Source organism: Methylocaldum sp., from assembly GCF_035627495.1.
Lineage (GTDB): Bacteria > Pseudomonadota > Gammaproteobacteria > Methylococcales > Methylococcaceae > Methylocaldum.
In genome coordinates this window covers 1-24627 of sequence record NZ_DASPLO010000059.1, presented here as the reverse complement: position 1 = coordinate 24627, position 24627 = coordinate 1, and the positions used below count along the sequence as shown (strand labels likewise).

At 54.4% G+C, this 24627-nt stretch carries 17 protein-coding genes, 1 tRNA gene, 4 pseudogenes and 1 other annotated feature; of the genes and pseudogenes, 8 read left to right on the top strand and 14 right to left on the bottom strand.

The features are described from left to right. Nucleotides 1-252 precede the first annotated feature (252 nt). A complete protein-coding gene (locus tag VEB01_RS04965; RefSeq protein WP_324873342.1) occupies nucleotides 253-1710 on the bottom strand; it encodes a patatin-like phospholipase family protein in 1458 nt (485 codons plus the stop codon). 142 nt (nucleotides 1711-1852) lie between these two features. On the opposite strand from VEB01_RS04965, the pseudogene VEB01_RS04960 reads away from it, so the two are divergent. After that, nucleotides 1853-1948 (top strand): annotated as a pseudogene (locus tag VEB01_RS04960) (IS5/IS1182 family transposase); the annotation flags it as partial. Between the two features lie 65 nt (nucleotides 1949-2013). Here VEB01_RS04960 and VEB01_RS04955 read toward each other — a convergent pair. The 5 genes from VEB01_RS04955 to VEB01_RS04935 all read right to left on the bottom strand — a co-directional run bounded on the left by VEB01_RS04955 (nucleotide 2014) and on the right by VEB01_RS04935 (nucleotide 7330). Continuing rightward, complete coding sequence (locus tag VEB01_RS04955) at nucleotides 2014-2244, bottom strand: hypothetical protein (protein ID WP_324873340.1); 231 nt, start codon at nucleotides 2242-2244, stop codon at nucleotides 2014-2016. Between the two features lie 438 nt (nucleotides 2245-2682). After that, nucleotides 2683-3468, bottom strand: a complete 786-nt coding sequence (locus VEB01_RS04950; RefSeq protein WP_324873338.1) for a CpsD/CapB family tyrosine-protein kinase — start codon at nucleotides 3466-3468, stop codon at nucleotides 2683-2685. A 107-nt stretch (nucleotides 3469-3575) separates the two neighbouring features. Then, nucleotides 3576-5327: a GumC family protein gene (locus VEB01_RS04945; protein ID WP_324873336.1), complete on the bottom strand. Its 1752-nt coding sequence runs from the start codon at nucleotides 5325-5327 to the stop codon at nucleotides 3576-3578. 23 nt (nucleotides 5328-5350) lie between these two features. Continuing rightward, complete coding sequence (locus VEB01_RS04940; RefSeq protein ID WP_324873334.1) at nucleotides 5351-6562, bottom strand: hypothetical protein; 1212 nt, start codon at nucleotides 6560-6562, stop codon at nucleotides 5351-5353. 183 nt (nucleotides 6563-6745) lie between these two features. Next, nucleotides 6746-7330: a polysaccharide biosynthesis/export family protein gene (locus tag VEB01_RS04935; protein ID WP_324873332.1), complete on the bottom strand. Its 585-nt coding sequence runs from the start codon at nucleotides 7328-7330 to the stop codon at nucleotides 6746-6748. Nucleotides 7331-7668: 338 nt separating this feature from the next. Here VEB01_RS04935 and VEB01_RS04930 point away from each other — a divergent pair, with 338 nt between their 5' ends. Further along, the gene (locus VEB01_RS04930; RefSeq protein WP_324873331.1) at nucleotides 7669-10065 is read left to right on the top strand and encodes a tetratricopeptide repeat protein; all 2397 of its coding nucleotides are present in this window, start codon (nucleotides 7669-7671) and stop codon (nucleotides 10063-10065) included. Nucleotides 10066-10608: 543 nt separating this feature from the next. Here the strand turns inward: VEB01_RS04930 and VEB01_RS04925 are convergent. Further along, nucleotides 10609-11430 (bottom strand): hypothetical protein, encoded by an 822-nt coding sequence (locus VEB01_RS04925; protein WP_324873329.1) that lies wholly within the window; start codon nucleotides 11428-11430, stop codon nucleotides 10609-10611. Between the two features lie 257 nt (nucleotides 11431-11687). Here VEB01_RS04925 and mscL point away from each other — a divergent pair, with 257 nt between their 5' ends. The 4 genes from mscL to VEB01_RS04910 all read left to right on the top strand — a co-directional run bounded on the left by mscL (nucleotide 11688) and on the right by VEB01_RS04910 (nucleotide 13284). Beyond that, nucleotides 11688-12002 carry a large conductance mechanosensitive channel protein MscL gene (mscL, locus tag VEB01_RS04920; RefSeq protein WP_475441430.1) on the top strand — a complete coding sequence of 105 codons (315 nt, stop codon included), beginning with the start codon at nucleotides 11688-11690 and terminating at the stop codon, nucleotides 12000-12002. Then, complete coding sequence (locus tag VEB01_RS23280; protein ID WP_475441428.1) at nucleotides 11950-12108, top strand: hypothetical protein; 159 nt, start codon at nucleotides 11950-11952, stop codon at nucleotides 12106-12108. The genes mscL and VEB01_RS23280 overlap by 53 nt, the downstream gene beginning before the upstream one ends. 8 nt (nucleotides 12109-12116) lie before the next feature. Beyond that, the gene (locus VEB01_RS04915) at nucleotides 12117-13079 is read left to right on the top strand and encodes a cation diffusion facilitator family transporter (RefSeq protein WP_324873325.1); all 963 of its coding nucleotides are present in this window, start codon (nucleotides 12117-12119) and stop codon (nucleotides 13077-13079) included. A gap of 128 nt (nucleotides 13080-13207) precedes the next feature. Then, nucleotides 13208-13284: transfer RNA gene (locus VEB01_RS04910), tRNA-Pro, on the top strand. A gap of 442 nt (nucleotides 13285-13726) precedes the next feature. On the opposite strand, the pseudogene VEB01_RS04905 reads toward VEB01_RS04910, so the two are convergent. Beyond that, nucleotides 13727-14641 (bottom strand): annotated as a pseudogene (locus tag VEB01_RS04905) (IS3 family transposase); the annotation flags it as partial. 54 nt (nucleotides 14642-14695) lie between these two features. Here VEB01_RS04905 and VEB01_RS04900 point away from each other — a divergent pair. After that, nucleotides 14696-15915, top strand: a protein-coding gene (locus VEB01_RS04900; RefSeq protein WP_324873323.1) for an IS3 family transposase whose coding sequence is annotated in 2 segments (ribosomal slippage) — nucleotides 14696-14984 and nucleotides 14984-15915 — 1221 coding nt in all. Because the reading frame shifts where the segments join, the coding sequence is not laid out codon by codon here. Beyond that, nucleotides 14974-15090 (top strand) — a sequence feature (AL1L pseudoknot). It overlaps the preceding gene by 117 nt. Nucleotides 15916-15956: 41 nt before the next feature. Here VEB01_RS04900 and VEB01_RS04895 read toward each other — a convergent pair. The 5 genes and pseudogenes from VEB01_RS04895 to VEB01_RS04875 all read right to left on the bottom strand — a co-directional run. Continuing rightward, a pseudogene (locus tag VEB01_RS04895) lies at nucleotides 15957-16214 on the bottom strand (transposase); the annotation flags it as partial. Between the two features lie 318 nt (nucleotides 16215-16532). After that, nucleotides 16533-16865, bottom strand: a complete 333-nt coding sequence (locus VEB01_RS04890; RefSeq protein ID WP_324873321.1) for a DUF167 domain-containing protein — start codon at nucleotides 16863-16865, stop codon at nucleotides 16533-16535. 227 nt (nucleotides 16866-17092) lie between these two features. Further along, nucleotides 17093-18763 (bottom strand): tetratricopeptide repeat protein, encoded by a 1671-nt coding sequence (locus VEB01_RS04885; RefSeq protein WP_324873319.1) that lies wholly within the window; start codon nucleotides 18761-18763, stop codon nucleotides 17093-17095. A 282-nt stretch (nucleotides 18764-19045) separates the two neighbouring features. Beyond that, complete coding sequence (locus tag VEB01_RS04880; protein WP_324873317.1) at nucleotides 19046-20542, bottom strand: ABC transporter permease/substrate-binding protein; 1497 nt, start codon at nucleotides 20540-20542, stop codon at nucleotides 19046-19048. After that, the gene (locus VEB01_RS04875; RefSeq protein WP_324873315.1) at nucleotides 20539-21291 is read right to left on the bottom strand and encodes an ATP-binding cassette domain-containing protein; all 753 of its coding nucleotides are present in this window, start codon (nucleotides 21289-21291) and stop codon (nucleotides 20539-20541) included. The genes VEB01_RS04880 and VEB01_RS04875 overlap by 4 nt, the downstream gene beginning before the upstream one ends. A gap of 649 nt (nucleotides 21292-21940) precedes the next feature. Between VEB01_RS04875 and VEB01_RS04870 the strand changes: the two genes are divergently transcribed. Then, the gene (locus tag VEB01_RS04870) at nucleotides 21941-24301 is read left to right on the top strand and encodes a serine/threonine-protein kinase (protein WP_324873313.1); all 2361 of its coding nucleotides are present in this window, start codon (nucleotides 21941-21943) and stop codon (nucleotides 24299-24301) included. Between the two features lie 181 nt (nucleotides 24302-24482). On the opposite strand, the pseudogene VEB01_RS04865 reads toward VEB01_RS04870, so the two are convergent. Beyond that, nucleotides 24483-24627, bottom strand: a pseudogene (locus tag VEB01_RS04865) (IS481 family transposase); the annotation flags it as partial.

Sequence of the window (24627 nt, the reverse complement as noted above, 5' to 3'; positions counted from 1 at the left end):
GACCTGCGGGGTGGCCGCCTTCTGACCCCGGGGTGCGCCCGGAGCCGCTGGAAACGGCAGATTCGGGCCAAAACGAGCCCTCCGGGCGTGGGCAATATCGGGAAAATGGCGGGGCTTGCCGCCTGTTGACCCTTTACGCGCTCCTTTTGTCAGCTAAAGAATCGGTTATTCGAGGTGCCCTTTAGTCTTCTATCCCAAGTCAAACAAGCGTGACACCTATCTCATGGTCTCACAACTCTGCAGTTATAACCTTTACATACAATATACTTTACCCGCCGAGACTTCATCCACCGAGAGAAACTCATGGATTCGTCGGATACATGAGTTATCTTTAGTGATAATGATTTTCGTGGCATCATCGATAGCCTTGGCATCATTAGTGTCGATTTCGAAATCAGTTTTTATTTCGTTCAACTGTCTAAAAAGTTGATCGTTGAATTTCTTGTCCTGAAGTTTGATGTGATAAAAAAGTGCGTGTCTTGGGAGTTGAGTCGCTCCAGTATTTGGCTGATTTTTAAGAGGGGCAATGTCTTGCAAGCTTTGCAGATAATCAATTGTTCCCTGTATTCGTTTGTATCTTAGCTTCTTCAATAAACTGTCTGAGGAATCTATAACATCACTGTCTATTATATAGGAGAACCAATTACGTCCATCAGGCCGTTTTCCGGAAACTCCTAGCGGTTCTATATAAGCATCCACCAAGATTACAATAATGCGATCATATTTGTCGATATTGGTTCTGATTAATTTCTCCGTGCTTTCCAAACCTAAATTATCAGAGTTGCCGCCATCGAACAGGTGAAGATATCTTTTATCCCCAGCCTTTTTGTTATATAGCGTCGTAAAATTAAAAACCGCCGGGAAAGCTGCTGACGCCACTACCGCTCGCCCCAACTCGTATTCAGTGATATCGGATCCAATGTCCTCGAAATATTCTCGGGTAAAGGAAAAAATATCACCAAAATGGGAGCAAGATGGATCATTGTCAAGACGGCAATCCGATGATCCATCAAAGAATTCCGGGCGTGTGCCGTTGGTGGCATTGATGATTAGGTTCGGTCTTTCCTTATTGATATCAGAAAAAACATAATTTTTGCCTGATATTGGATCGTTGAACAGGTTATTACTGAGAGTTTCTGCCATGATATCGGTACGGTCATATGCAGTAAGCCAAAACTTTAAAATGTTGATCGGCCATAACCAATTCGCAATCCAGCGGCTTCGATAGCGCCGCGTCATTAATTCTTTAACCGAGCGCTCTTCCCAATAGCGAACTCCTTGTTTAGACGATGCGCTATCAGGTTGGTCAGATGAAAATGCATAATAAGCTGCTGGTAGCGCTCCACCAGATACCGCAGATATTACGTCTACCTCCTTAAGAATATCGATGTGTTCATTTTTCAATGCGGACGATAGGGCAAACATAACCGAGGTAGAAAAATAGGCTGCCCGGCTGCCTCCCCCGGAAAGCGCTAGGATAACCATGGCTTTCTTCTTGCCTAATCCTCTGCGATCCACTTTAATATCGAATGATAGTTTGTCTAAGATATCTTGTTTTTGCTCATAGGCTTTCTGATTAATGGAAATATTTGTCGCAGAATATCCGGTACAACCTGTTTGAAAACTACAACCGGCAAACAAGGTTGGCAAAATAAGGAGACTTATCAAAACTAGGTTTGTTTTTATGCGATCGCTGATTCCTTTCGTCATAATCCATCTCCTATTACTGCTCGTTAAGAAAGTAATGTCAGTAACCTCTAATTTTGAGGTTCAGGAACGGCGCGGCTTCCGGCGCGCTTAGCTATGGTTTACGAGCAGTAACTCTGATCAACCGCTCTGGAGTGGTTAGTCCATGAAACAAACCAGCTTTGCTTCGTTGGCGTTTAAAGCCAAGAAAAAGCCGACCCGCCGGGAGAAATTTCTGGCAGAGGTAGAACTGGTGGTGCCTTAGGCGGAGACGCCAACCGGTGTCGTCGTCGACAATCAGTCCGCCGTGGCCCGTTTTTTAGGGTATCAGCCGAGCGGAACGCCGGTGTTATGGACCTGACCCCACCAAATCTTTTTATTGTGGAGTTTTCCGAGCAGTTCGTGCAGTTCTTTCATCTTACGCTCGTTGGCGTCCGCGTCCGGGCAGGCACCCGACAGGTTGGCCGACGATAGTTTGGCAATCTGCTCGCGCAGCGCCTGCTCGACCAGATCGATTTCCTTTGTGTTGAGGATGAAGTGCTCGTTGTACCTGACCATAGCCATCTCCTTTAATCGCACAGAGAATCCCGTCGTTTGGGACCACCTATAGTGGGTTGATGGTACATAGATCTTCTGGCGATGAATCTTAGACCCCCGGATGGACATCGTCTACGGCGAGTCGTAGTGAACCGGGTTTCGGAGCCCCTACTGTTCTTCAATGGGGTCAATCGAGAGCCCGGGCAAAGTTGCGAGGGCTAACGACAAAGATGCTGTCTTTTTGGGCAAATCGGCTTCGTGGCCGCCGCCATCCTAAGTACCGACGGGGCTATGATGGCTAAATACGCCTTCGCCGACTTAGTAAATTGAATTATGTCGACGCATTCGATGATGAGAGACATTTTTCGACAAAAAGATCTACCGCTCCTTTGTCCAACGAGCTAGGGCAAAGGAGAAGATGTCGGTCAGCCAATCAGCGAAAAGAGCTTGTCTCGGCGGCTATTCCGCAGAGCCGTTTTCCGCTTTGTTCAAAACCAGACCGACCAGCGGCGTGTCCTGGAGCGCCGCTATGGCTTGGGATAGCTCGTCCTGAGTCGTTTTCCCCTCTTCGATTACTAGCACGACGGCGTCGGCGTAAGGCGTGAAAGACAACGCGTCTGCCGTTCCCATATGGGGTAGGTCGAACACGATAAACCGCGATGGATAGCGGTGCTTCAGTTCGTCCACCAGCTGGGCCATCTTCGGCGAGGCAACGAGTTCCGACGAGTTGAACATCGGTCGTTTCCCCGGCAGAACGACAAAACGGCGGATGCCGTTGGGAGTGACCAGCATTTTTTGTATGGGGACGTTATCCATCAAGTAATCGCTTAGCCCAAAGGCCGGATCAATGCCCAGGTAACGATGCACCGTAGGGTCTTTGAGATTGACATCGGCCAGGAGAACGGTTTGGTGGACCTCAAGAGCAAAGCTGAGGGCCAGGTTGATCGCGGTGAGACTTTTTCCACAACCGGCACCGGGGCTGGTGACGGCCAGGGTGTTCCAGCCTTGCTCGCGCATTTTGTGCAAAACCCGGGTGCGGAGGACTTTGTACGCATCGACAAAGGCGCAGGGGCCATACCCCGCGATAACACGTTGGCGGCGCAATAACTCCCTCGAGAGCGTTACGGTTCTAGTTTGCGTGTATTGGATGTCTTCCAGTGAAACCAGGTCCGTCTTGGGAATCTGTGGGGTCGCGAGTGCGGAATCCTGGTGGTGCTGTCCAAATGCTCTGCCGATGCTTTCCATAGTATGTCCTTCCCTGTAAGGTGGGTTTCGGGAATCGACCGATCCGCCATCAGTGCGGAAATCGGCCGATCTGGGCGACGGTTGCAGCGCAACCGAATCTCATAAGCTCAACTTAAGAGCGAATCCATCTTGCGTAAACCCCTGAACCATAGGACGTCCAGCGGTATCCAAAGCCAATGAACCAGAGCCAAAATCAATAAAATAAGACCTAACGCCCCTAGCATGCCAACAGTTCTCATTTTCTGCTGCTGTGAAATATCCTCGTCGGTTTCGAAGTAAGGGATAACGGCGAGCGGCGGCCCGCCAGCCAGTGTCGTTACCAATTTCATTCCGCGCACGGATTTGTCCATGTTTTCCATCAGCAGCACGTAACCGAATCCCCCGCCTATAGCCAGCATTATGCCGATAAAGGCAATGGCAGGCCGGTTCGGCTTAATCGGCTTCTCGGGTAGCAGCGGGGGCTCGATAATGGAAAACCGCTCGCCCTTGCTTTTTTTCTCAAGTTGCTCGGCCACTTCGGCTTCCATCTCTTTAGCTCTCAGCTCACGGTAACGGGCGGTGGCATTTTCATAATCCCTGACTAGCTCCAAGTATTGCCGCTCCACGCTGGGGCTTTGCACCAGCCTCTTTTCGTATTCGCCGAGTTTTTCCTTGATTTCCTGGCGCCGTTGCTTCAGGGTCAGCAACTCCTGAACGGTGCTGTCACGCTGTGCTTGCAGCGTGATATAAGCGGGATTTTCCGGTTGGCTGGCCGTAATGTCTCGGACTGCACGGGTCGTTTGCGCCCTTTTCATTTCCGCATCCAGTGCGGAAATCTCGTTTTTCAAATCCACGACGTCCGGGTGATTTTCGGAGTATTTCTCTCTGAGCGACACCAGTTGACCGTCCAATTGAGTGAGTCGCTTGACCAGTTCCAAACCGCTGTCTGGGTCTCCGGCATCTTTTTTGAGCGAATCGATTTCTTGACGCGCCTTGACGACATCGGGGTGTTTATCCGAGTAACGGCCGACCATGGCCAAATACTCGGTTTTGAGGCTTTTCAGCCGGTCCTGAGGACTGAGAATGCGTTCTCCGGTTGAAGAGATCACCGGAATATCGGGCTTGATTTGTGCCAATTGGCCATCCAAATAGAATTTGCGGTCCTCTAGGGAGAGGATTTCATTGTCAATCTGCATCAAATCGCGCTCGGCTCTATCCATAAACTCAATATTGATCTGCTTTTGTTCGGGCAGGCTGTTCAGATTCTGTTCCTTGAAATCGGCCAATTTTCTCTCCACGATTGAAACATATTCGCCCATTTGCTTGGTTTCTTCCTTGAGAAAATCGGATGTTTCTGCGGTTCGCTGGGTGCGGGTTTTAAGGTTTTCTTCCAGATAGAGCGAAGTGATTTCGTTGGCAACGCGCTGGGCAAGGTCCGGAGTGCGGCTGTCGTAAGACAGCGTAAATGCAATCGTTGCGGTAGTAGGTCTGCCGGTACGAGGGTCTATGACGTCAGCGCTGATCGTTTCCAACGCTATATCCTTGCGCATTCTTTCGATGATTTCCTCCTCGGTGAGCCGTTGGCGCGAGTCAGCGTACAAATCGAATTTGTCGATGATCTTGTTCAGGTTGCTTCGCGTCATGACCCGCTGGCTGATCATTTGCAGCCGCTGCGCAGCGTAAGTCGTGATGGTCGATCGTACCAGGTCGGGCGGGATTTCCTGCTCTTCGATCAGGATTGTCGCGGTGGAGCGGAAAGTCGGCGGCAGCAGGAACGCGAGCAATAGGGTAAGGAACAAGATGCTTGCTAGGATTGCCGTAAATTGCGGTTTGCTGCGCTTAAACGTAGCAATGTAATCGTGAAGTCCTTTTTCTTCCATGATTTCCTCGTGAGTCCATTTAGTCAGTACTGTAGCTTATCCCATAGGTAGCGGACAGTCAGATAAACGGCGTGCGATTCCGGAGTATCCGAGATGATGTCGATCTCTTGCCGGGCATACTGGTACGATGCGCTAAGCGACCAGTTTTCGGTCCAATTCCAGCTCAATTCGCTCTGGGCGCGAAGAAGTTGACGGTTAAAAACTATGTTGCGTTGATCGGCCGTTGTGCGATCCGCATAAAAGATTTGAATCGAACCGCTTACCGTTGGACTGAATTTATGTTTCTCGATGAACGTTACGGTATCAGCCTCGACCAAATTGCCGTAGATGTTCGGGCTAACCGTGTGTGCGTAATTTAGACTCAGCTCGTCTAGTTCGAAACGTTTGGTTGCGCCGGCATTGATCACATAAGTCAAAGAGCTACTGCTAATGTGCTGAGCATCGTCGAGTATTGGATTGCCGAGATTATCCCTGAAAATCGTTCGGGAGCCGGCTTCGGTCATATTGTATTGGCCGCCGGCGGCGAGGTTGACATCGAAGGTTTCGTCAACGGCATAGGAAAATCCGACGACTGCCGTGGCGTAATCGATTTTTATAGCTTCCGAGCTGTTCTCGTACGTTCCGGGAATACGGAATATTAAGAAATCCAAAGTTCCCGGAACGATTGTTGTGCTTCCCGGCGACGAATAGCTGACGTAGGAGAGCGAGCTATTCAGTTGCAATCGCTCGCTGTAGTCATGGATCAGACTGACCGAGCCGACGTGAGTTTGGTAATGCGGAAAAAAGGTATTTTCTTTGTTTTTGTATTCGGTGTTTTGATATTGGTAATTCAGGTTTAGGCTGGTGTCTTCGCTCAGACTATATGTCCACGACGGGTTGAGCGACTGACTGTTGCGTCTGACCTGATCGAATACCAGATCATTGGTTTCAATGAACGAAGTCCGAGTCGAATCCCTGATGTATTCGCCTCGAAGAGCAAATTGGCTACGCTCGGTGGCAAAGTAACTGCCGGTCAAGGACACAAATTGGTTCAGGGTATCCAGGCCCTTTTGATCGTAAAAATAATTGTCAAGGCGGACCTTTCCGGTGACTTTCCATATCTCCTCCGCGGCTGAAAATTGGGTGTTCAAGCCGAGTCTTGTACCCCAAACGTCGGTATGCGGACCGGGTGTGAGGAAAATATTGGTGTTGTACTCCTGTCCCACGTTGGCATCCGCTTGGAAGGTATATTCCATCGCCTCAGTCTCCGCCGCGAGAATTAATCCAATGAACCATGTTATGTAACTCCGAAGGCTTCTTTGTCCGCTCCCGCTAATGGCATCAATCAGGTTTACGTAATACATGCAAAGTTAGAGTTGGTCATACGGTAGGCAGCGGCAGCGATTTCGAACATCGACACCTCGATAATTCGCACGACATCAAGGGACCACCACGACATCGCCTCTTTGCAGCAGGATATCCTGCTCTAATGAGTTCCCACTGGCGACTTCGTCGTAATCGAACGGCAACGCAACCTCCTTTCCGGCTATCTGGCGTATGATCCGGATATCGTCGTCGTCGGCAAAGGGTGTAAGCCCGCCCGCCATCGACAACGCCTGCATGACTGAAACCGGATTTGGGGTGATAAATTCACCAGGCTTGTTGACTCTGCCTACCACATAAATTTTGTGGTTTAAATTGGTCAGAGAGACACTGACTTCGGGTTCGGCAAAGAAGTCGGAAAGCCTTTCGGCGATTTCCGCTTTGATTTGGTTGACGGTCAAACCGCCCGCCTGTAACTCGCCGATTAATGGAAAGGTAATTCCGCCATCTGGTCTTACCAGCGCCTGTTTTGTTAGTCCATCCTCTTTCCAGACGGAGATCTCCAGAACATCCCCCGCGCCGACAATATAATTGGGAGGTGCGAGCGCCGGTGAGGTGGCCGTGGAGGCAGGCGCGTGGTCAGCGGAGACTGAGAAGGAGAGTTGAGCGGCAAGCGCAAAAGCTAAAAATCCATTTTTCATAATGCGCATCTACAAGAAGTTACGCGAAACCGAACGGATAAATCGGCTCGTACCTGATGGACCGATGTTGTCCTTAACGGTATGGTCCGACCATACTAAAGCTTATAATATTTGTCACGCCTATTGCAATCCAGGTTGGGGAAGGAAATCAGGCTCAAGGACAGGCCGGCATTGGGGGCCTCTTTTCCTTTTCGATCTGTTTGCATCGGGAGTCTTGGGCGGGGCGACGTGAGTCGCGCAACCGCAGGAACCTGTTGCACTTCCGAAAGTCCATTGCATCGCGCTCGAGTTGGATAACTTGGGTTGATTTCAACAGTTGTAAATTAAGGACGATTTCCATGTTGATCAGGACATTAGCTTTCTTAGGTCTTGCATTGGGTTTAACAAGCGTTCTGATCGGGTGCGGCGGCGCCGAAGAGCGCAAGGCAGAGCATCTGGAGCGAGGGAAAAAATATCTCGAAGAACGGAATTTCGATAAGGCGAAAGTCGAATTCAAAAATGTCTTGCAGATAGATCCTAAGACTTCCAAGCCTTATTTCTATTTGGGGCAGATAGAGGAAGCGCAGAAGAATTGGCAGGATTCCTTCGGCTTTTATCAAAAAGCCAGCGAACTTGATCCGGGGGACCTCGAAGTGAAAGTCAAGCTGGCGAAACTCTACATGTTGGGCAAGCAGCTTGATAAAGCCAGCGAGTTGCTGAATATGGTGCTGAGCTCGAAGCCCGAGGATATCGACGTTAGGATGGTAAAAGCGGGTTTATCGAGCCTCAAAGGCGATCAAATCGCTGCCATCAGCGAGCTTGGCCGCATTACGGCGGAGCAGCCGTCCCGTGTCGATGCGTTTCTTGTCTTGGCGATGCTTCATGGTCAACAGAGCAACTTCGATGAGGCCGAGAGGGTGTTGGAGCAGGGTGTGAGCGCCAACCCGCGCGATACCTCGTTGCAAACGAGTCTAGCCAAGCTCGCCGTTAAGATGAATAAGCTTGAAAAGGCCGAAAATATTTTCAAAGGAATGGTGTCTGGTGATCCCGTCAACCTTGGGCACCGCAAAACGTTATCGGAATTCTACATCCAACAAAAACGCTGGAACGACGCGGAGCGGGTATATCGCGAAGCTATTCAAGTCAGTTCTAATGATAGCCAGCGCTACATTTTGCTTGCGGAGTTGTTGGCAAAATCCGGCAAATCCGATGAGGCGCTAGCCGAACTCACCAAGGCTATTGAGACTTATCCGGACAAGTCGGATTTGCGCTTCGGCTTGGCGAAGCTTTATGAGCAGCGCAAGGAAATCGATAGGGCGGAGCGGGCCTATCGAGACATCATTGCGTTGAAAAAACGCGCTCCGGAGGCCTTGAAAGCGAAAAATCGTCTAGTTTTGCTGGCTTTAGCCCAAGGGCAAGTGGATGAGGCGATCGCGTTGGTCAATGAAGTTCTGAAGGCGAATCCCGGAGATATCCAAGGGCTCTTGCTGCAGGGGCGCATCGCCTTGTTCCGCAAGGATGCCCAAAAAGCAATCGCGGCATTCCGCTCGTTGCTCAAGGATCAGCCCGATTCCCTCGAGATACTCAATTTGTTGGCTGCGGCGCATCTACTCGATGGCAAGCCGTCGCTCGCTCAGGAAAGTCTCGAGAAAGCGGTGGCCGCAAATCCCGATAAGTTCGAGGCACACAAGAATCTGGTCGAGTTTCTGGCCGCTCAAAAGAACTATCCATTGGCCTTGGAGAAGATCAACGACTTTTTAAAGCTCAAGTCCAAAAGCCTGGAAGCGCTGGCTCTCAAGTCGGAAATCTTGGGTGCGGCAGGGAATCACGCGGAGCTGGAAGCTGTTTTGAAACAGATCAAGACCGAGTTTCCCGAAAACCCTACCGGCGGGTTCCATCTGGGCAGGCTTTATCAGGCGCAGAAGAAATATGATTTGGCTTTGGCCGAATATGAGGAAGCGCTTGAAAAATCCAAGAATGATTATGAGATCCTGAAGGCCATTCTTGGAAGTTATATCGATAGAGGACAATCCGAAAAGGGAGTGGCACGAATCAAGAAAGTTCTGAGTGACAACCCGAAACATGCGGGCGCTTACCAGTTGCTCGGATGGTATTACTTGGGCGAAAAGCAAGAGATGGAAGCCGTCAAGCTTATGAACATGGCCATTCAGTCCAACCCCCGCTGGTTACTTCCCTACGCAAACCTTGGAGCCTACTATGAGCAGAAGGGCAGACGGGATCTGGCGCTTAAAACCTACAATCAAGCGCTCGACGCATTGCCGGGGGACCCGAGCGTGCTAATGAACTTGGCGCGGGTTTATGAGATCTCCAAAGACTATGACAATGCAATCAAGCAGTATGAAAGCATCCTCAAATCAAATCCCAACAACATGCTGGCCCGCAACAATCTTGCTAGCTTATTGAGCCTCGACAAGAGCGAAAAAGCCAAGCTTGATCGGGCTCTCGACCTTGCGAAGCAGTTTGATAAAACCGAGGAGCCGATATTCATGGATACGCTGGCTTGGATTTATTATCAAAAGGGCGACTATGGAAAAGCATTGCCTTTGCAGTTGAAAACCGCCGAGAAATCTCCGGAAGTGCCGATTTACCAATATCACCTCGGTATGATTTATCTTAAGAAAGGCGAGCGTGCGGCAGCGACAGAGCATCTTCAAAAAGCTGTGAATTCCGGCAAGGAATTCGTCGGTTTGGAAGAGGCTCGTAGCGCCTTGACCTTAGCCAATGAAGGGAATTGAGGTGCGCATCTTTCCTGCTCAGCTTGGGCGCCGGGCAATTAACGCCTAAAGCGGCTCATTCTCTCGAATCCCCATTGGCATGTCTGGCACCCTGCTTAGGGAAGTGCGGCGGGTGTGGCGGTCTCCTGACTTAACAACCCGCCGTATAGGACTTGGCCGCCAATAACATCCCGTTCTACTTGAAAACGATTGTAGGGTGGGTTAGGCGCGCACTGCCACGAACCATGCCGTGGCCGCGGGACTCTGTGCGCGCCGTAACCCACCGGTTCCGCGGCCTTGCCTGGTGGGTTACGGCGCGCGGAAACACCAAAGGAAATTTGCTGGTTCCGTGCGATGCGCGCCTAACCTACCCTACCCTACACCAGACACACGAATCGGAACGTTGTTTTCGGCCATATCTATAGTCCGCTAGTCAGCGGACGGGGAGATATCGGAAAGTTTGTGTGTGAGCCGGATGTGGACTTTGGACTCTCAAGGCCAAAGTCCGGATTCACTCTCCTTCGGTTCTTGTGAGGCGCTCGAGGTGTTGCATAGCGAGGTGATTTATCGCCAAGGCGCCAGTTCTTGGGGTTGATAGCCCGTCGGCACCTGTAGCCGATCATCGGGAGATATCGCGTCGGTTATCCGGTTCAATGCCATAACGGTGGGGTGCTTGCCGGAAAAGTCCACCATTTCAATGGGTACACCTACCAAATCGCTGACGTCGATAGGCGGTAGTGTTACGCCGAACTGGGTCGCGAATCCCTTCGCTTTTGTAGCTACCCGCTGGGTGAAAGCGAGCAGCGAGCGAATCGTGGCGTAATCATCGGCGGATAACCGCATCGACGACGGACTCGCGAGGCACACTTCCGCCAGTTTGGTCGATCCCCGCAATACATCCAGTTGCTCACAGCTGATTCCGGCTACTTGCTTGCCCCGTCCCGTTTTGACGAGTCTTGAGCTATTCGCCGGATTCTCGGTGGAACCGAGCTGGTCGACCGAAATTCCTCCCAGCATTTCTTCCCATTTAGCCCTTTGCTTCGGGGACAGCCGCTTGAGCTGATCGCCTAGCCCCTGAAGAACCGGCTGAAGGTCTTGGGTCTGACGGGCGATTTGGTCGATCTTTTCTTCGGTAATGGGGGTAAAGCGCTGCTTTTTATGGTCGATCAAGACCAGACGTTCATCCGCACGCTGATAAAAAATATCCAGATTCCGATCGCCGCCTGCGCCCTTGACCATAATTCGGCCGTCTTTGACAACAACGGGTTGGATGGCTTTTTTCTGCCCTTCTTCTACTTGGAATTCGATGGTGCTGTCTGCGTTGGAAGGAAAAATCCAGAACAGATTGATTACAAGAACCAGATTGAAAAGTCTTCGATATTGCATACAGAGATTCCGAAGGTGCCCGTTTACTGCTCCAGCAGATGAATTAAAGTGAATTTTTAACGCTGGGAAAATCAATTCAGTGCGAGCGCAGCCAGTAAATGATGTTTGTCCAACCCGGGTTAGAACGGATTGCCAGAAGTCATTGTGACATGCGTATTTAACTTGCGACAGTCGGTAGGTGACTTTAGGATTACGTTAACGCTTAACAAGTTCAATAACGAAACGTAGACATGTTAAGAGAGTTCAAAGAATTCGCCATGCGGGGTAACGTCGTCGACATGGCAGTGGGCATCATTATCGGGGCGGCTTTCGGCGCCATCGTGAAATCGTTGGTGGACGACATTATTATGCCGCCGATCGGTCTTTTACTGGGAGATGTCGACTTCTCGAATCTCTATATCGTGCTCAAGGAAGGTGCTACGGCCGGTCCGTATGTTTCTTTGGCCGAGGCCAAGAGGGCAGGAGCCGTAAACCATCAATTACGGGCTATTCTTCAACTCGCTGATCAGCTTTTTGCTCGTGGCTTTCTCGGTTTTCCTACTCGTCCGCGGTGTGAACAAATTGCGGCGTGAAGGGCCGGCCGCAGTGCCCGCTACAAAAGAGTGCCCGTATTGCTTGTCGGCAGTGGCGCTAAAAGCGACGCGCTGCCCTCAGTGCACATCCGAGCTTAAGTTATAGGTCGGGCGATGGCGGGCGGACACACGCATGTTCATGTCGATGCAGCCGGGAGCCGCACCAAGTTCCGATTGGGGCTCTCGATCGTACTAACCGTTGCGTTCGTCGTTTTCGAAGCCTTGGCAGGGCTAATTGCCAACAGCTTGGCACTGTTGACCGATGCGGCGCACAACCTGACAGATGTCGTTGCATTAGTACTTTCATGGTACGCACTTCATTTAGCTGAACAGCCTTCCCACGCCGGCAAAACCTTTGGCTATCACCGCGTCGGCATCCTAGTCGCCCTCATCAATTCCACCACGCTAACATTGATCGCCGCCGGAATATTTTATGAAGCGTACCAGCGTTTCATCTCGCCTCCACCCGTTGCCGTCGATATCTTGATTGCCGTCGGCGCAGCGGCGTTCGTAATCAACCTGGTAACAGCGTGGTTGGTCAGCCACGGCTCCGAGCATGATTTAAACCTTCGAAGTGTATTTATTCATTTGCTGGGCGATGTGTTTTCGACTGCCGGGGCGGTCTTTGCGGGTATTGGGATCTGGCTAACCGGCCTCTACTGGCTTGATCCTTTGGCCAGTGTCCTGATCGGTCTGCTTATTCTTTGGAACGCCTGGATTATTCTGCGAGAAACCATCGACATCTTATTGGAAAGCACGCCCCGCGATATCGAGATGAGCTCCATGGTGCGTGATCTGCTTCAAATAGAAGGGGTGAAGGGCGTTCATGATCTTCATGTTTGGAGCATTTCGAAAAGTTTTCGCCTGCTATCGGCGCATATCGTCATCGATGACGTTCTTGTCAGCCAAGCCGCGTTAATACAGCATGAAATCAAGGAGATGATCATAGGCCATTATGGTATCGGTCATTGCACCTTACAGTTGGAGTGCGAGGGATGTGACCCGGATTCCCTGTATTGTGACATCAATCATCACGACCGCCATCGGCGGGCCGATAACCATCGTGCCGTGAGGTGAGCGAATTGAATAAAGCTGTACGGCGGCCTGAAGCCAAGGACCCGAATGCCCGATAATCGACCAAATGGAGGGCGACTGTTCTCGGATTTTGCTTAGAGTTCTTAAAAGCGGTATCATCATTGTTTTCACGGGGCGTAGCGCAGTCTGGTAGCGCACCTGTATGGGGTGCAGGTGGTCGGAGGTTCGAATCCTCTCGCCCCGACCAAATCAAATCATGGACTTAGATAAACAAAAGGCCGATATTAAATCGGCCTTTTGCTTTTTGGTCCCAACTTTGATCCCAACCAATCGCAAAGCTACCTCAGTTTTGCGAAACAGAATTCATCCGTCGCCGGTTAGATCACCCCGCAAGTCAATAAGCCGCCGATTTAGTAGCCCGAACCGTTTCTCCATTACACCCAGCGATTTAGCGACGAGAGCGTCATGCTCGCGAGTGAGCCGATCGAAAGTGCGCCCATGCATTCCCTTCGGTTTGCCGCTTTCGCCATTCAAAATACCGGGCTTCCAGCCCAGTCTTTCCCAGAATCGGTTCATTCGCCGAGCCGCGCGATCATCGGCGGTTTCCCGTTGACTGGGGTAAGCCAGCCGAGAGCGGTGGCGACAGGCGAAGATGCCTGAGATCGGTTGGCAATGGTGGACGCCAAAGGTTAAGCGGCTCGCTGGTTCCGATAGAACTGTTGGGCATAGGCCGCGGGCGATAGAAAGCCCAGTCGGGCCTGACGCCGTTGGCGGTTGTAGAAGATCTCGATCCATTCCGTAATCTCCGCGATGGCTTGTTGTCGCGTAGCAAACCGCCGGTGATGGACGAGTTCGTTCTTCAGCGTGCCCCAAAAGCTTTCCATGGAAGTATCCCAGCAGTTGGCTTTCCGGCTCATGGAGGCCTGGAAACCGAACTGCTCCAGCAACTCCCGATAGGCCTAGGCGCCATACTGGCTCCCCCGATCCGAGTGGTGGATCAGCCCCGGACCGGGCCGCTTTGCCGACACCGCCCGCCAGAGGGACTGGCTGACCAGCGCCGTCGTCATCCGCCCGCCCAGGGCATAGCCCACGATCTCCCCGGTAAACAGATCCTTGTGGCTGACCCGGTACAGCCAGCCTTCGCCGGTCGGAATATAGGTCAGATCGCTCAACCAAACCTCGTTGGGCGACTGCGCTACGGTAAAGTCCTGACCCAGGAGATTGTCCGCCACCGGCAGGCCATGTCGGGAATCCGTGGTCACTTTGAACGTCCGCTTCTGCTTACAGCAGATCCCTAGTCTCTTGCGGATCCGCTTGATTCGATGCACTCCCACCTGCATTCCGTGCTCGGCCAGGTCCCTTTGCAGCCGTTCCGGCCCATCGGTTTCCCGCGTCCTGTGATGGGCCGCCTGGACCTCCACCTCCAGCCGGGACTCGTCACGCGCATGCCGCGACGGTGGCCGTTTGAGCCAGGCGTAAAATCCGCTCGGGGACCCGTCGAACACGCGGCACATCAGGCGCACCGGATACTCGAGTCGCAACGTCTTCATCAGCGCGTACCGGGCAGCGACTCCTTGGCAAAGTACGCGGCGGCCTTTTTTAATAAATTGAACCGCCCCGGGATTTCCGGAGACTCCACTTTTTGAGAGGATGGAGTTATGAAGAAATCATCGAAGTTTTCGCCGGAGGTCCGTGAGCGGGCGGTCCGGATGGTGTTTGAGCACCAAGGGGAGCACGAGTCGCAGTGGGCGGCCATCGGTTCGATTGCGAGCAAGATGGGTTGCGCCGCGGAGACGCTGCGGAAATGGGTGCGGCAGGCGGAGCGCGACCAAGGGGAATGCTCGGGGCTGACCCGTTCTGAGCGTGAGCGGCTCAAGGCCCTGGAGCGGGAGAATCGGGAGCTGAAGCGGGCCAACGAGATTCTCCGCCAAGCCTCGGCTTTTTTCGCCCAGGCGGAGCTCGACCGCCGACGGAAATGATGGTGGCATTCATCGATGCCCACCGGGCCAATCACGGGGTCGAGCCGATCTGCGCTCAGTTGCCGATCGCCCCCTCGGTGTACTACACGCACAAGGCGCGTGAGAAGGACCCCGATCGTTGTCCGCCCCGCCTTCAGCGGGATCGCGAGCTCTCCAAGGAGACTCGGCGGGTCTACGACGAGAACTTCCAGGTCTACGGCGCTCGCAAGGTCTGGCGCCAATTGCATCGCGAAGGCTTCTCGGTGGCTCGTTGCACGGTCGAGCGCTTGATGCGCGCGCTGGGGCTTCAAGGCGTCAGGCGCGGGACCAGGTGCCGAACCACCGTCGCGGATGGCCGGGCGGAGCGGCCGGCCGATCACGTCAATCGGCAATTCACCGCCACCCGAGCTAATCAACTCTGGGTGGCGGATTTTACGTACGTCGCCACGTGGGCCGGCTTCGTCTACGTGGCCTTCGTCGTGGATGTGTTCGCCCGTCGGATCATCGGCTGGCGGGTCGCGTCCTCCATGAAAGCGGACCTCGTCCTCGACGCGCTGGACCAGGCCCTCTGGTCACGCTCTGGAATCGACGGGGTCATACATCACAGCGATCAAGGCCGCCAGTACCTTTCGATCCGCTATTCCGAGCGTCTGGCCGAAGCGGGTGCTGTGCCGTCCGTGGGCAGCGTGGGGGATTCGTACGACAACGCCTTGGCCGAGACGATCATCGGGCTCTACAAGACGGAGGTCATTCACCGCCGGCGACCTTGGCGTCATCTCGATGCCGTCGAGTATGCCACCCTGGAATGGGTGGACTGGTTCAATCACCGCCGGCTGCTGGAGCCGATCGGTAACATCCCACCGGCGGAGTTGGAGATGGCGTATGATCGCCAGCAGAACGAGTCGGCCCTCGCGGCCTGACTCAACGCCAACAGTCTCCGGGAAAACCGGGGCGGTTCAAAATCGCGCTCCAGCTTCACCTCGGCCAATTCACGCTTCACCCGCGTCAGTTCCAACTCAATCTCGGTGAGCGGTCGCTGGGCCGACCCGACATCCTTCAAGGTGCCTTTCCGAGCCGCGATCACCCAATTCTGCAGGGTCTTTGGTGAGAGCGAGAGCTGCTGCCCTGCCTCCCGTAGGGATAACCGTTCTTCCAACACCAACTTCACTGCCTCCTCACGGAATTCTTTCGGATAGGTTCCTTTCGGTAACTTTTGCATTCAACACCTCCGTCTCATCATTGGAAACTTTGGTGTCCACTTTTTCCAGCCTATCTCAGGCGGGACTTGATTAGAGCCATTCACACTTACGCAGCCAGTCTTGAATGAGGTTACCGAGATCACTCCCAAAGGATACTCGGATCTCGATGTCATCCAAAATGATGAGTCCCGCTGAGTGGCGGTTGGGCAAAGGACGCTTGCCGACCCTAACCGGACCTTCGCTGGCAAATTTCAACGTTTGACCTAATCTGTGCCGGAGCGTGCGGCGCGGAGGGAACCTAAAAAACGCAGCTTCTTGAGTTCCGATTGATGGAACTTTTAGGCATTTTTCACTTCTTGGGATAAGTGTTTGTTGATTACAGCTGGTAGATTCTTAGGCGCTTTAATGCGTAATTGTTTATTGACATTGAATCTGCCAAACACAACTTCAATATCATTGATTGACACTCCAAATTCTTTTGCCAGGAATCGAACCATATGATCGGTTGCTCTGCCCGCCACTGGCGCGGCAGTGACACTAACTTTGAGTTGATTGCCTTTAACCTTGCCAATAACATCCTGTTTTGCGCTAGGTTGTCCAAGAATATTAAGCACTAATGTTTCACCATCCCACGCACAGAAAGAATTAATTGCCAATCCTTTGTGCGCCACTCTACCTCCGACATGCGATTGTGTGCTCTTCACTTTTTGCCTCATGGGACTGGTGCTTGAATGCCTGACGAAGCTGTAAAAAAACCTGTTTTCGAGTACTTTTTAGCTTTTAACCAATTGATTATTAAATATGGTTAAGGGTTTTTCTACAGCTTCAACGAACCAGCTAAGCGGCGTGCCGCTGTTTAGTGCGTCCAGGTTGAGCGAATTGTTGGTTCTGTCCCTCCCTAATGTGGGCTGGCCTGCTTTAAATAATTCTGGGCCTCTTGCAGCTCCGGCAGTCCTCTGTCGCTCTGCTGCCACTGACGCAGGACCTTGGAATAGGTACTCATGGCGTTCTCGCGATCTCCTTGCCGGGCGGCGGCGCGCGCAGCGCCCAGTAATAAACGCGCCCGATCTGGTTGTCGAAGAAGGGCCGTCCCAAACTGCTTTTCAGCTTCCGCGGGACGGTCTGCTTGTAATAGGATTTCACCGAACAATTCGTGCGAGGGCTTGATCTGTGGAGCCGGTCCCGGCAAAGGTGGCACCGAGTCCTCCAAGGCGCTTGCTTGCTTCATGCTCTTGATCGCCTCGTCCAGGTTGCCTTTTGAAGCGCTCGTCACGGCGGCGATCTCTAGCCGTTGAATCTCCAATATCTTGGACAAAGGAAAATCGACACCGGGCAGTTCTCCTGTGCCGGCTCGCTGCTCCAACGCTTGTAATGCATCAATACTCTTCTGGGCATCTGGCGAGTTCTTCTGTGCGGCCGCCATACCCCGTGTGAATATCCATAGCGCCTGAACATACTGGGCTGGTGCTTGGTACGGGCCAGGACTGCCCTCGACCGAATCAATGAAAGGCGCGGCATCCTTCTGAAGCGGATCAATTAGCTTTGTTGCCAAATCCCAGCGGGTGGTTTCAACCACGAAGGCGGCGACCATACCGGAGTAGATAAACGTTCCGTAGCCTTGGAAGTTCCTGTCATCTTTAGGACCCTCAGCCAGGCTCTTTTGCATCTCAGTCAGCAATGCTTCCGCCTCGCTGTAGCGGCCCTGTTGTAAATAGACATAGAGCAGCCAGTAAAGGCTGTGATAGTCGCGCTTTCCGATGGGAACATTTTTCTGCTGCACCCATTGCTTTTCCTGCGTCGAGGCGGCTTCCGGCCACATCCCCAGTTGCAGGAAGATGTGAGAAGGCATGTGCAGGGCATGGGGCGCCTCGGGCGCGATTTCGGCATAGCGCCGCGCGGCTGGAAGCGCCAGGACGGCATGGTCGGGGTCATCAAACGCGTGGAGGATGTAATGCGTCGCGCCGGGGTGATTGGGCTCTTTTCGGGCAATCTCTAACGTGATGGCGCCCGCCCGCATCCGGATCCGTAAACCGGCCGGGTCGTCCGATCGAACGCTCCCAAGCAGGGCCAGCGCATAAAAGGCGGCGCCCTCCAGGTCATCCGGATAGTCTCGGTAGACCTCTTCCATGGCCGCCGCGTAGGCTTGATCGCGCGCGACCTTATCGCCCTCGCCGTATAGTATCTTCACCGCGTGCAAATAAGCGCGCTCCCTTGGGGTCGGCTTCGGGGTATCCTTGATTCTTGCCAGCACCTTTCGTGCGGCCTCAGTGTCTTGCTGTCCCCAGAGCGGATGATTGTAGGTCATCGCCTCGCCCCAGTAGCCCATCATGAAATCCGGTTCGGTCTCGACGGATTTGCGAAATTCATCGAGCGCCAGGTCATACGAGAAGGAATGAAGCGCGGTGACCCCGCGCAGGAAGTGAACCCGTGCCTTTTCAGATTCGGCTGACGTTGGGAAATTGACCGTACCCAGTCTGAACTCCTGCGCACTCGTAGCGGCGGCAAGCATCGCCGTCACAAATGTGATAGCTAAAACCGATGCTCTGTACGAAAACCTGGTAAATGACATAAGTTTTACTCCCGCTAACGTGAGCCCTTGATCGGAGGGCCTACCCAGGGTATAGAAAACCCTCTTCAGCCGCTTAAGCTCGCTCTCCTTTCTTGGACAGCGAAAGAGGCGAAGTCGCAAAGTCATTTGCGCTGTTCGCGCGCGAGAATGCCGATAAGCGCCTGTCCGCTATCAAACCCACTTCGTGGGAGGCTGGCGAATTCGCCGGAAGGGCGTTTCACGGCAACTTCATCGCGACAGCACAGACAACGAATAAGCGGAGTCTCTGCATTTGTGGCTGCTTCAGAGCCGCAATCCCTTGGGCACCAACCACCGTTCGGCAAACTCGAAAGCGCCCTCAATGAATAGCGCGAGCAAGGCAGCAGGGATGGCACCTTGGAGGATCAGTCCCTTGTCGTCCAAACGAATGCCCGTGAGAATCGGTTGTCCGTAACCTCCCGCGCCAATCAGCGCGCCCAGGGTCGCCATGCCTACGTTGATCACAGCAGCCGTCTTGATGCCGGCGAGAATAGTGCGCGAGGCCAGGGGCAATTCCACCAATCGCAGACGGGCGAAGCGGGGGAGCCCGAGGGCATCGGCCGATTCGAGCAGAGAAGGTGGGATGTCTCTGAGCCCCGTACAGGTATCGCGCACGATGGGCAGGAGGCTATACAGAAACAGGGCGACGATGGCAGGCCAAGTCCCGATACCGAGCAGCGGGATCATGAACACGAGGAGCGCCAGCGACGGGATCGTTTGGAGAATCCCGGCGCCCCCGAGTACCAGCCGCCCGAGACGCGGCCTCCGCGCACAAAGAATCCCGAGGGGAACGGCGATGAGGATGGCGGCGGCCAGCGATATTCCGACCAGGGTGAGATGCTCGACCGTGTGGCGCCACAGGCTCGTACTCAAGCCCACCCGCCGGGAATCGGCCGTGATCCCGAGCCGCTTCCGCAAGAAGCCGGCCGCTACCTGGCTCTCCGGCAGCTTGTCGAGCTTGGCCTCGGCATTCATGGCGATCATCGTTTCCTCGGAGATCTGCCCTTCGAGTTGCCGGAGGGCCGGCAGAACCGCCGGCTGGCGTCCGGTGAGGTCGGCCCGGTAAAGAAAAACGGCGCGATAGTCGGGGAAATAGCCCCGATCGTCTTGAAGCACCCGCAGTGAGTAATACTGTATGTCCGCATCAGTGGTATAGATATCGGTCACATCCAAGCTGCCGCTGGCCAGCCCCCGATAGGCGAGATCATGGTCCAATCCAATCACCGCTCGGTGGGGTAACCGGTAGGCTTGCCGGAGTCCGGGCCACCCATCCGCCCTGGCCATGAATTCGTTGCTGAAACCGAATTTGAGCTCCGGATGCTCGCGCAATCCGGAGATAGTGGAGATTCCCAACCGATCCGCACGCGCAGCCGGCATCCCTAAGGCGTAGGTGTTGTTGAATCCGAGCGGCTCGCTCATTAAGACGCCTTCTCCGGCCAAGACTCGGCGCAGCGTGGCGAGATCTCGCCGGCCCTGCAGTCGATCCGCGAAGATCTCCTCCATCAGGGTTCCTGTGTATTCGGCATAGAGATCGATCTCGCCGGTTAAAAGCGCCTGCCATAGGAATCGCGTCCCGCCCAGTTGATCCTTGTGCTGCGTCTCGATGTCCCTGCTCCGGAGAACTTGGGTCGCGATTTCGCCGAGGATCACCGACTCCGTGAACTGCTTCGAACCCACGATCACATCCGGTACTTCTCTAGCTTCTAGAGACGAGCCGTAACCGAGCCATAGACTGAGCAGTAAAACCGTGCCGCGGATCATGTCGGCGGTCTGGTGAGGTTGTCGATGAGGCTGCGCTGCGCCTGCACAAAACGTGCAACGTACGCTGTGGCCGGGGCTTCGATCAAAGCCGCCACCGGCCCTCGTTGCTCGATGGCGCCCTCGCGCAGCAGGACGATCTCGTCGGCAAAATAGCCGGCCTCGCCCAAGTCATGCGTCACCATCAGTACGGTTTTGCCCAGGGAAGTGAACAGCGTCTTGAGATCGGTCTGGAGTTCATAGCGGATCAATGGGTCCAGGGCACCGAGGGGTTCATCCAGCAGCAGGATCTCGGGGTCCAGCATCAGCGCCCGCATCAGGGCCACCCGTTGCCGCTCACCCCCGGAGAGCTGGGACGGATAACGGTCGAGTGCCTCCACCGGCAGGCGAACCAGTTCAGCCAGCTCGATAACTCGGGCATCTATTCGGGCTGAAGGCCAGCCGAGACGCCCCGGCATCAACGCCACATTGCCGCGGCCAGTCAGGTGCGGAAACAATCCGCCCTCCTGGATGACATAGCCCATTCGCCGGCGAAACGCCAATGCCGTCAAGGCGGTGACCCGCGCGCCCATGAACTCAACAGTGCCCTGGTTCGGCAGGATAAGGCCGTTCGCCAGCCGAATCAGGGTGGATTTGCCGGAGCCGCTCGCTCCGATAATCACGGTCACTCGACCTCTGGGAATCAAGAGATCGATGCCGCGCAGCACGGCAACGCCGTCATACTCCTTGGTGACCCGTGACAGTTTGAGCATGCGGCGATCATACCTGCGATGACTCTTGTTGTCGTGAAGAGCGAGCCGCTAACGGATTGCAACCCGGTGGGCTAGGCCAACGGGCCCTCAGGCAAGGCAGGCAATGGCCCAAGCTGCTCCGTTGGTATTAAGCGCCAACGGCGAACGTGCGGTGAAAGAGCGCGGGGCGAACCACCGGCGATGCGGCCGCCTTGAAACGGCGTGAGCCTCCCAGACGATGAACACTGATCGCTCATCATTGCGGTCTCGTGGCGCGTCGGTCGGAGCCAATAGTCCCCGAAAAACGCGGCTTCGCCTTGCCTCCATGATGGCATGCGACATCTCACTACGGTATCCTGTGACCCGGTCAGTATAGATGTTCGGGTTACCTCGGCACCGGTCCAGTCCGGTCACGTACCCGGACGGACATGATCCTTCGGATCACCCAGTCGCCCCGCGTCGATTCGTTCGAGGTACAACGGGGGGGGGGGCACACCACTCCACAAATGACTTTGCGCCGTTCCGTTTGCCTTACCTTTTACCAATCGGCACAATGTAAAACCCGACGATTCCGGGGGCTACTCGATTTGCTCACCCTCCATCATTTCATCTCTCGCCCCGCAAGAAGCCGCTTAGCCCCGCTTTCGTCTGCAATTTTATGCCACAGAACATGCGCCATAATGCACTCAATCCAGGTTATCGCCTGCAGTGGTTTTCGATAGAACAAGTTCTGGGTCAGGGTGACTTCGGAGTCACTTATCTCGCCCACGATTCTATTCTTGACCGCCACGTCGCTATCAAAGAATACCTCCCGGTGAAGCTTGCGGTTCGCGACGGTGCCGCTTTGATCCGTCCGGCCACGGAGGATTACAGTGAGCAGTATCTCGAGGGACTGGAGCTTTTCATCGCCGAGGCGCGCATGCTGGCGAAGGTGGAGCATCCTAATATCGTGCGGGTGCTCAACGTTTTCGTCGCGAACAATACCGCTTACATGGTAATGAGCTACGAGGAGGGCGAAACCCTTCACGCCGTCCTCGAGCGCCGTAGGACCTTGGAGCAAGGTGAACTCCTCAGGTTCTTGATCCCCATCCTGGATGGCTTGGAGAGAATACATAACGCCGGTTTTGTCCATTGCGACATCACGCCGGCCAATATCATGCTTCGCAAGGACGGGAGTCCCGTGCTGCTGGACTTCGGGTTTGCGCGTCAGTCCTTGGGAGAAAAGACACAGACCCTCCCTTGCATGCTTTCTCCCGGTTACGCGGCCGTGGAACAGTATTATGGGAAAGGCGATCAGCTAGGGCCCTGGACCGATATCTACAGTCTTGGCGCGACCCTTTATAGGAGCATTGCCGGCATTGCCCCTCCCGATGCGCTCGAACGCAGCCAGAGTATCATCTCGGCCTCGAAAGAGATCTTTGTCCCCGCCAGACAGGTCGGCGGACCTCGTTACAGCGAAGGTCTGCTTCGCGCGGTCGACCACGCCCTGAGCTTGAATTCGCCGAATCGCCCGCTGAGTATTGCGGCGTGGCGGCGGGAGTTTTCCCTGGCGCCGGAGTTGCCGCCGGTTGAAGATGCGCCGAAGCAGCCAGAGGCGAAAGCTGAGACCGTGGCCGTTGACCCGGCCGATGCGCCGGGACCCCGGCCAACCTCCGGTGCCGCTCGCTCGCGCATTCTGGCCATCGCTTCAATGGTCTTGATCTGTATCGGCGGGCTTGTTTGGTTGAATCGCGACCTGATCTGGGAGCCTAAGCGACTAACTGCATTATCGGGTGCCGAGCAAACCGTCCGCGAGGATGATCCAGCTGGTAATGATCAGTCCGCAGCAGCCGCGCCGCATGAGATCGCTCCAGCCACTCCGCCTTCGCCGCCTGATAAATCAACCATCAAGACGGACGCCGGCGACCAAGCGGATTCCAAGCAGCACGAGGCTGAAATCGACGCGCTATTCGAACTATTGGCCCAGGCCGGCGAGGACATCAGGGCGGGCCGCCTGATCAGCCCCAAAGACAATAATGCCCTCGTCAAATATCGCTTGGTGCTCGCGTTGGCCCCCGACCAGCCACAGGCCAAGCAAGGCATTCAAGAGATCATCGATCGCTTCGCCCAGCCGGCCCGCGAAGCCATGGCTCGCGGGGACTGGAATCTGGCGCAGACGCGCATCGACGAAGTCACGATTGTCCTACCGGAAGCCGAAACTTTGCGCCAAGAGCTCAACACCCGTAGAGCCGAAGCCGAAAAGGAATACTCCAAAGCCAATGCCGAACAAAAGCCTGTCGAGCAGCCTGCGGCGGTCCTCCCCGATAACAAGCAAGCCACTCAATCGCCGAGCGCGTTGAAACCTCCCGAGGCTCAGGGTGATGCCGAAAAATCCGCCGCCGAGGAAGACGCCGCGCGCAAGCAGGCAGTGCAGCGCACGATTGGACGCGCATGGCGAGCCCTCAACCGAGAGGAATGGGATAAAGCGCAAGCTTATATCGACCAAACCGCGGCGACCCTGGGAGATGCCGAAGAGGTGCAAACCCTCCGCCGCCAACTGATTTCGCGTAAGGCCAAAGCCGACCAATTGAGAGAGGCCGCGGCGGAGGGAGCTCAGACGGAAAATGCAGGAGCAGTCGAACGTACGATTCAGCCGACGGATATTACAACAGGGGTTAAGATCCAAAGCGCCACGGCGACTCCAAGCCAGGTAAGGCCCGGTGAAACGGTGGACTTCGTCACAAAATATAACTTGACGCTTCCCGCCGGTATCCGGGATACGGAGGTTGAACTCAGTTGGGTGCTGAAGGTGAACGGCAGGCGAATAGGCAAAGAAGGCGCTGATTTCAAACTGGCCAAGAATGGTATCAACACGGCTTCGAATGAATTGACCGTTCCCCCCTATATGAAACCCGGCACCTATACCGTCGAGCATAGAGTGCGCGCCGGCAACAGTAAGGATGTCATCAAGTCGTACTTTTCCGTTGTGGGCAAGTCTCAAAAGCGGTCGGATGAAGTTGCGCCAAGCGAACCCATGCAAGGTGAGCAGTAGTAAGTGATTCGCTAGTTTCTGTTGGCATTTAGGACTGGTGTTTTTGAAAGAGCGTCGTTCCGGCATGGAGTGCCCGACAAATGCGCAGGGAACGAATTCGGACGCGTAAAGTGCGGGGCATAGCCCGAACCCTATGGATAGGGTGAGCAATCCAGGCTATACAGCGCGTCCTTTGAGGTGACTACGTGTCAAGTCCCGCCTGTTTATAAACCTTCTTGCGAAAGAGATGGGGATGGGAGGTTTGCCAGTTTTTGAGAGCTTGAACGGGGGTGAGATGGCCCAAGGCCCGCTGTGGGATGTGCTGGTTGTAGAGGGCGACATAGCGG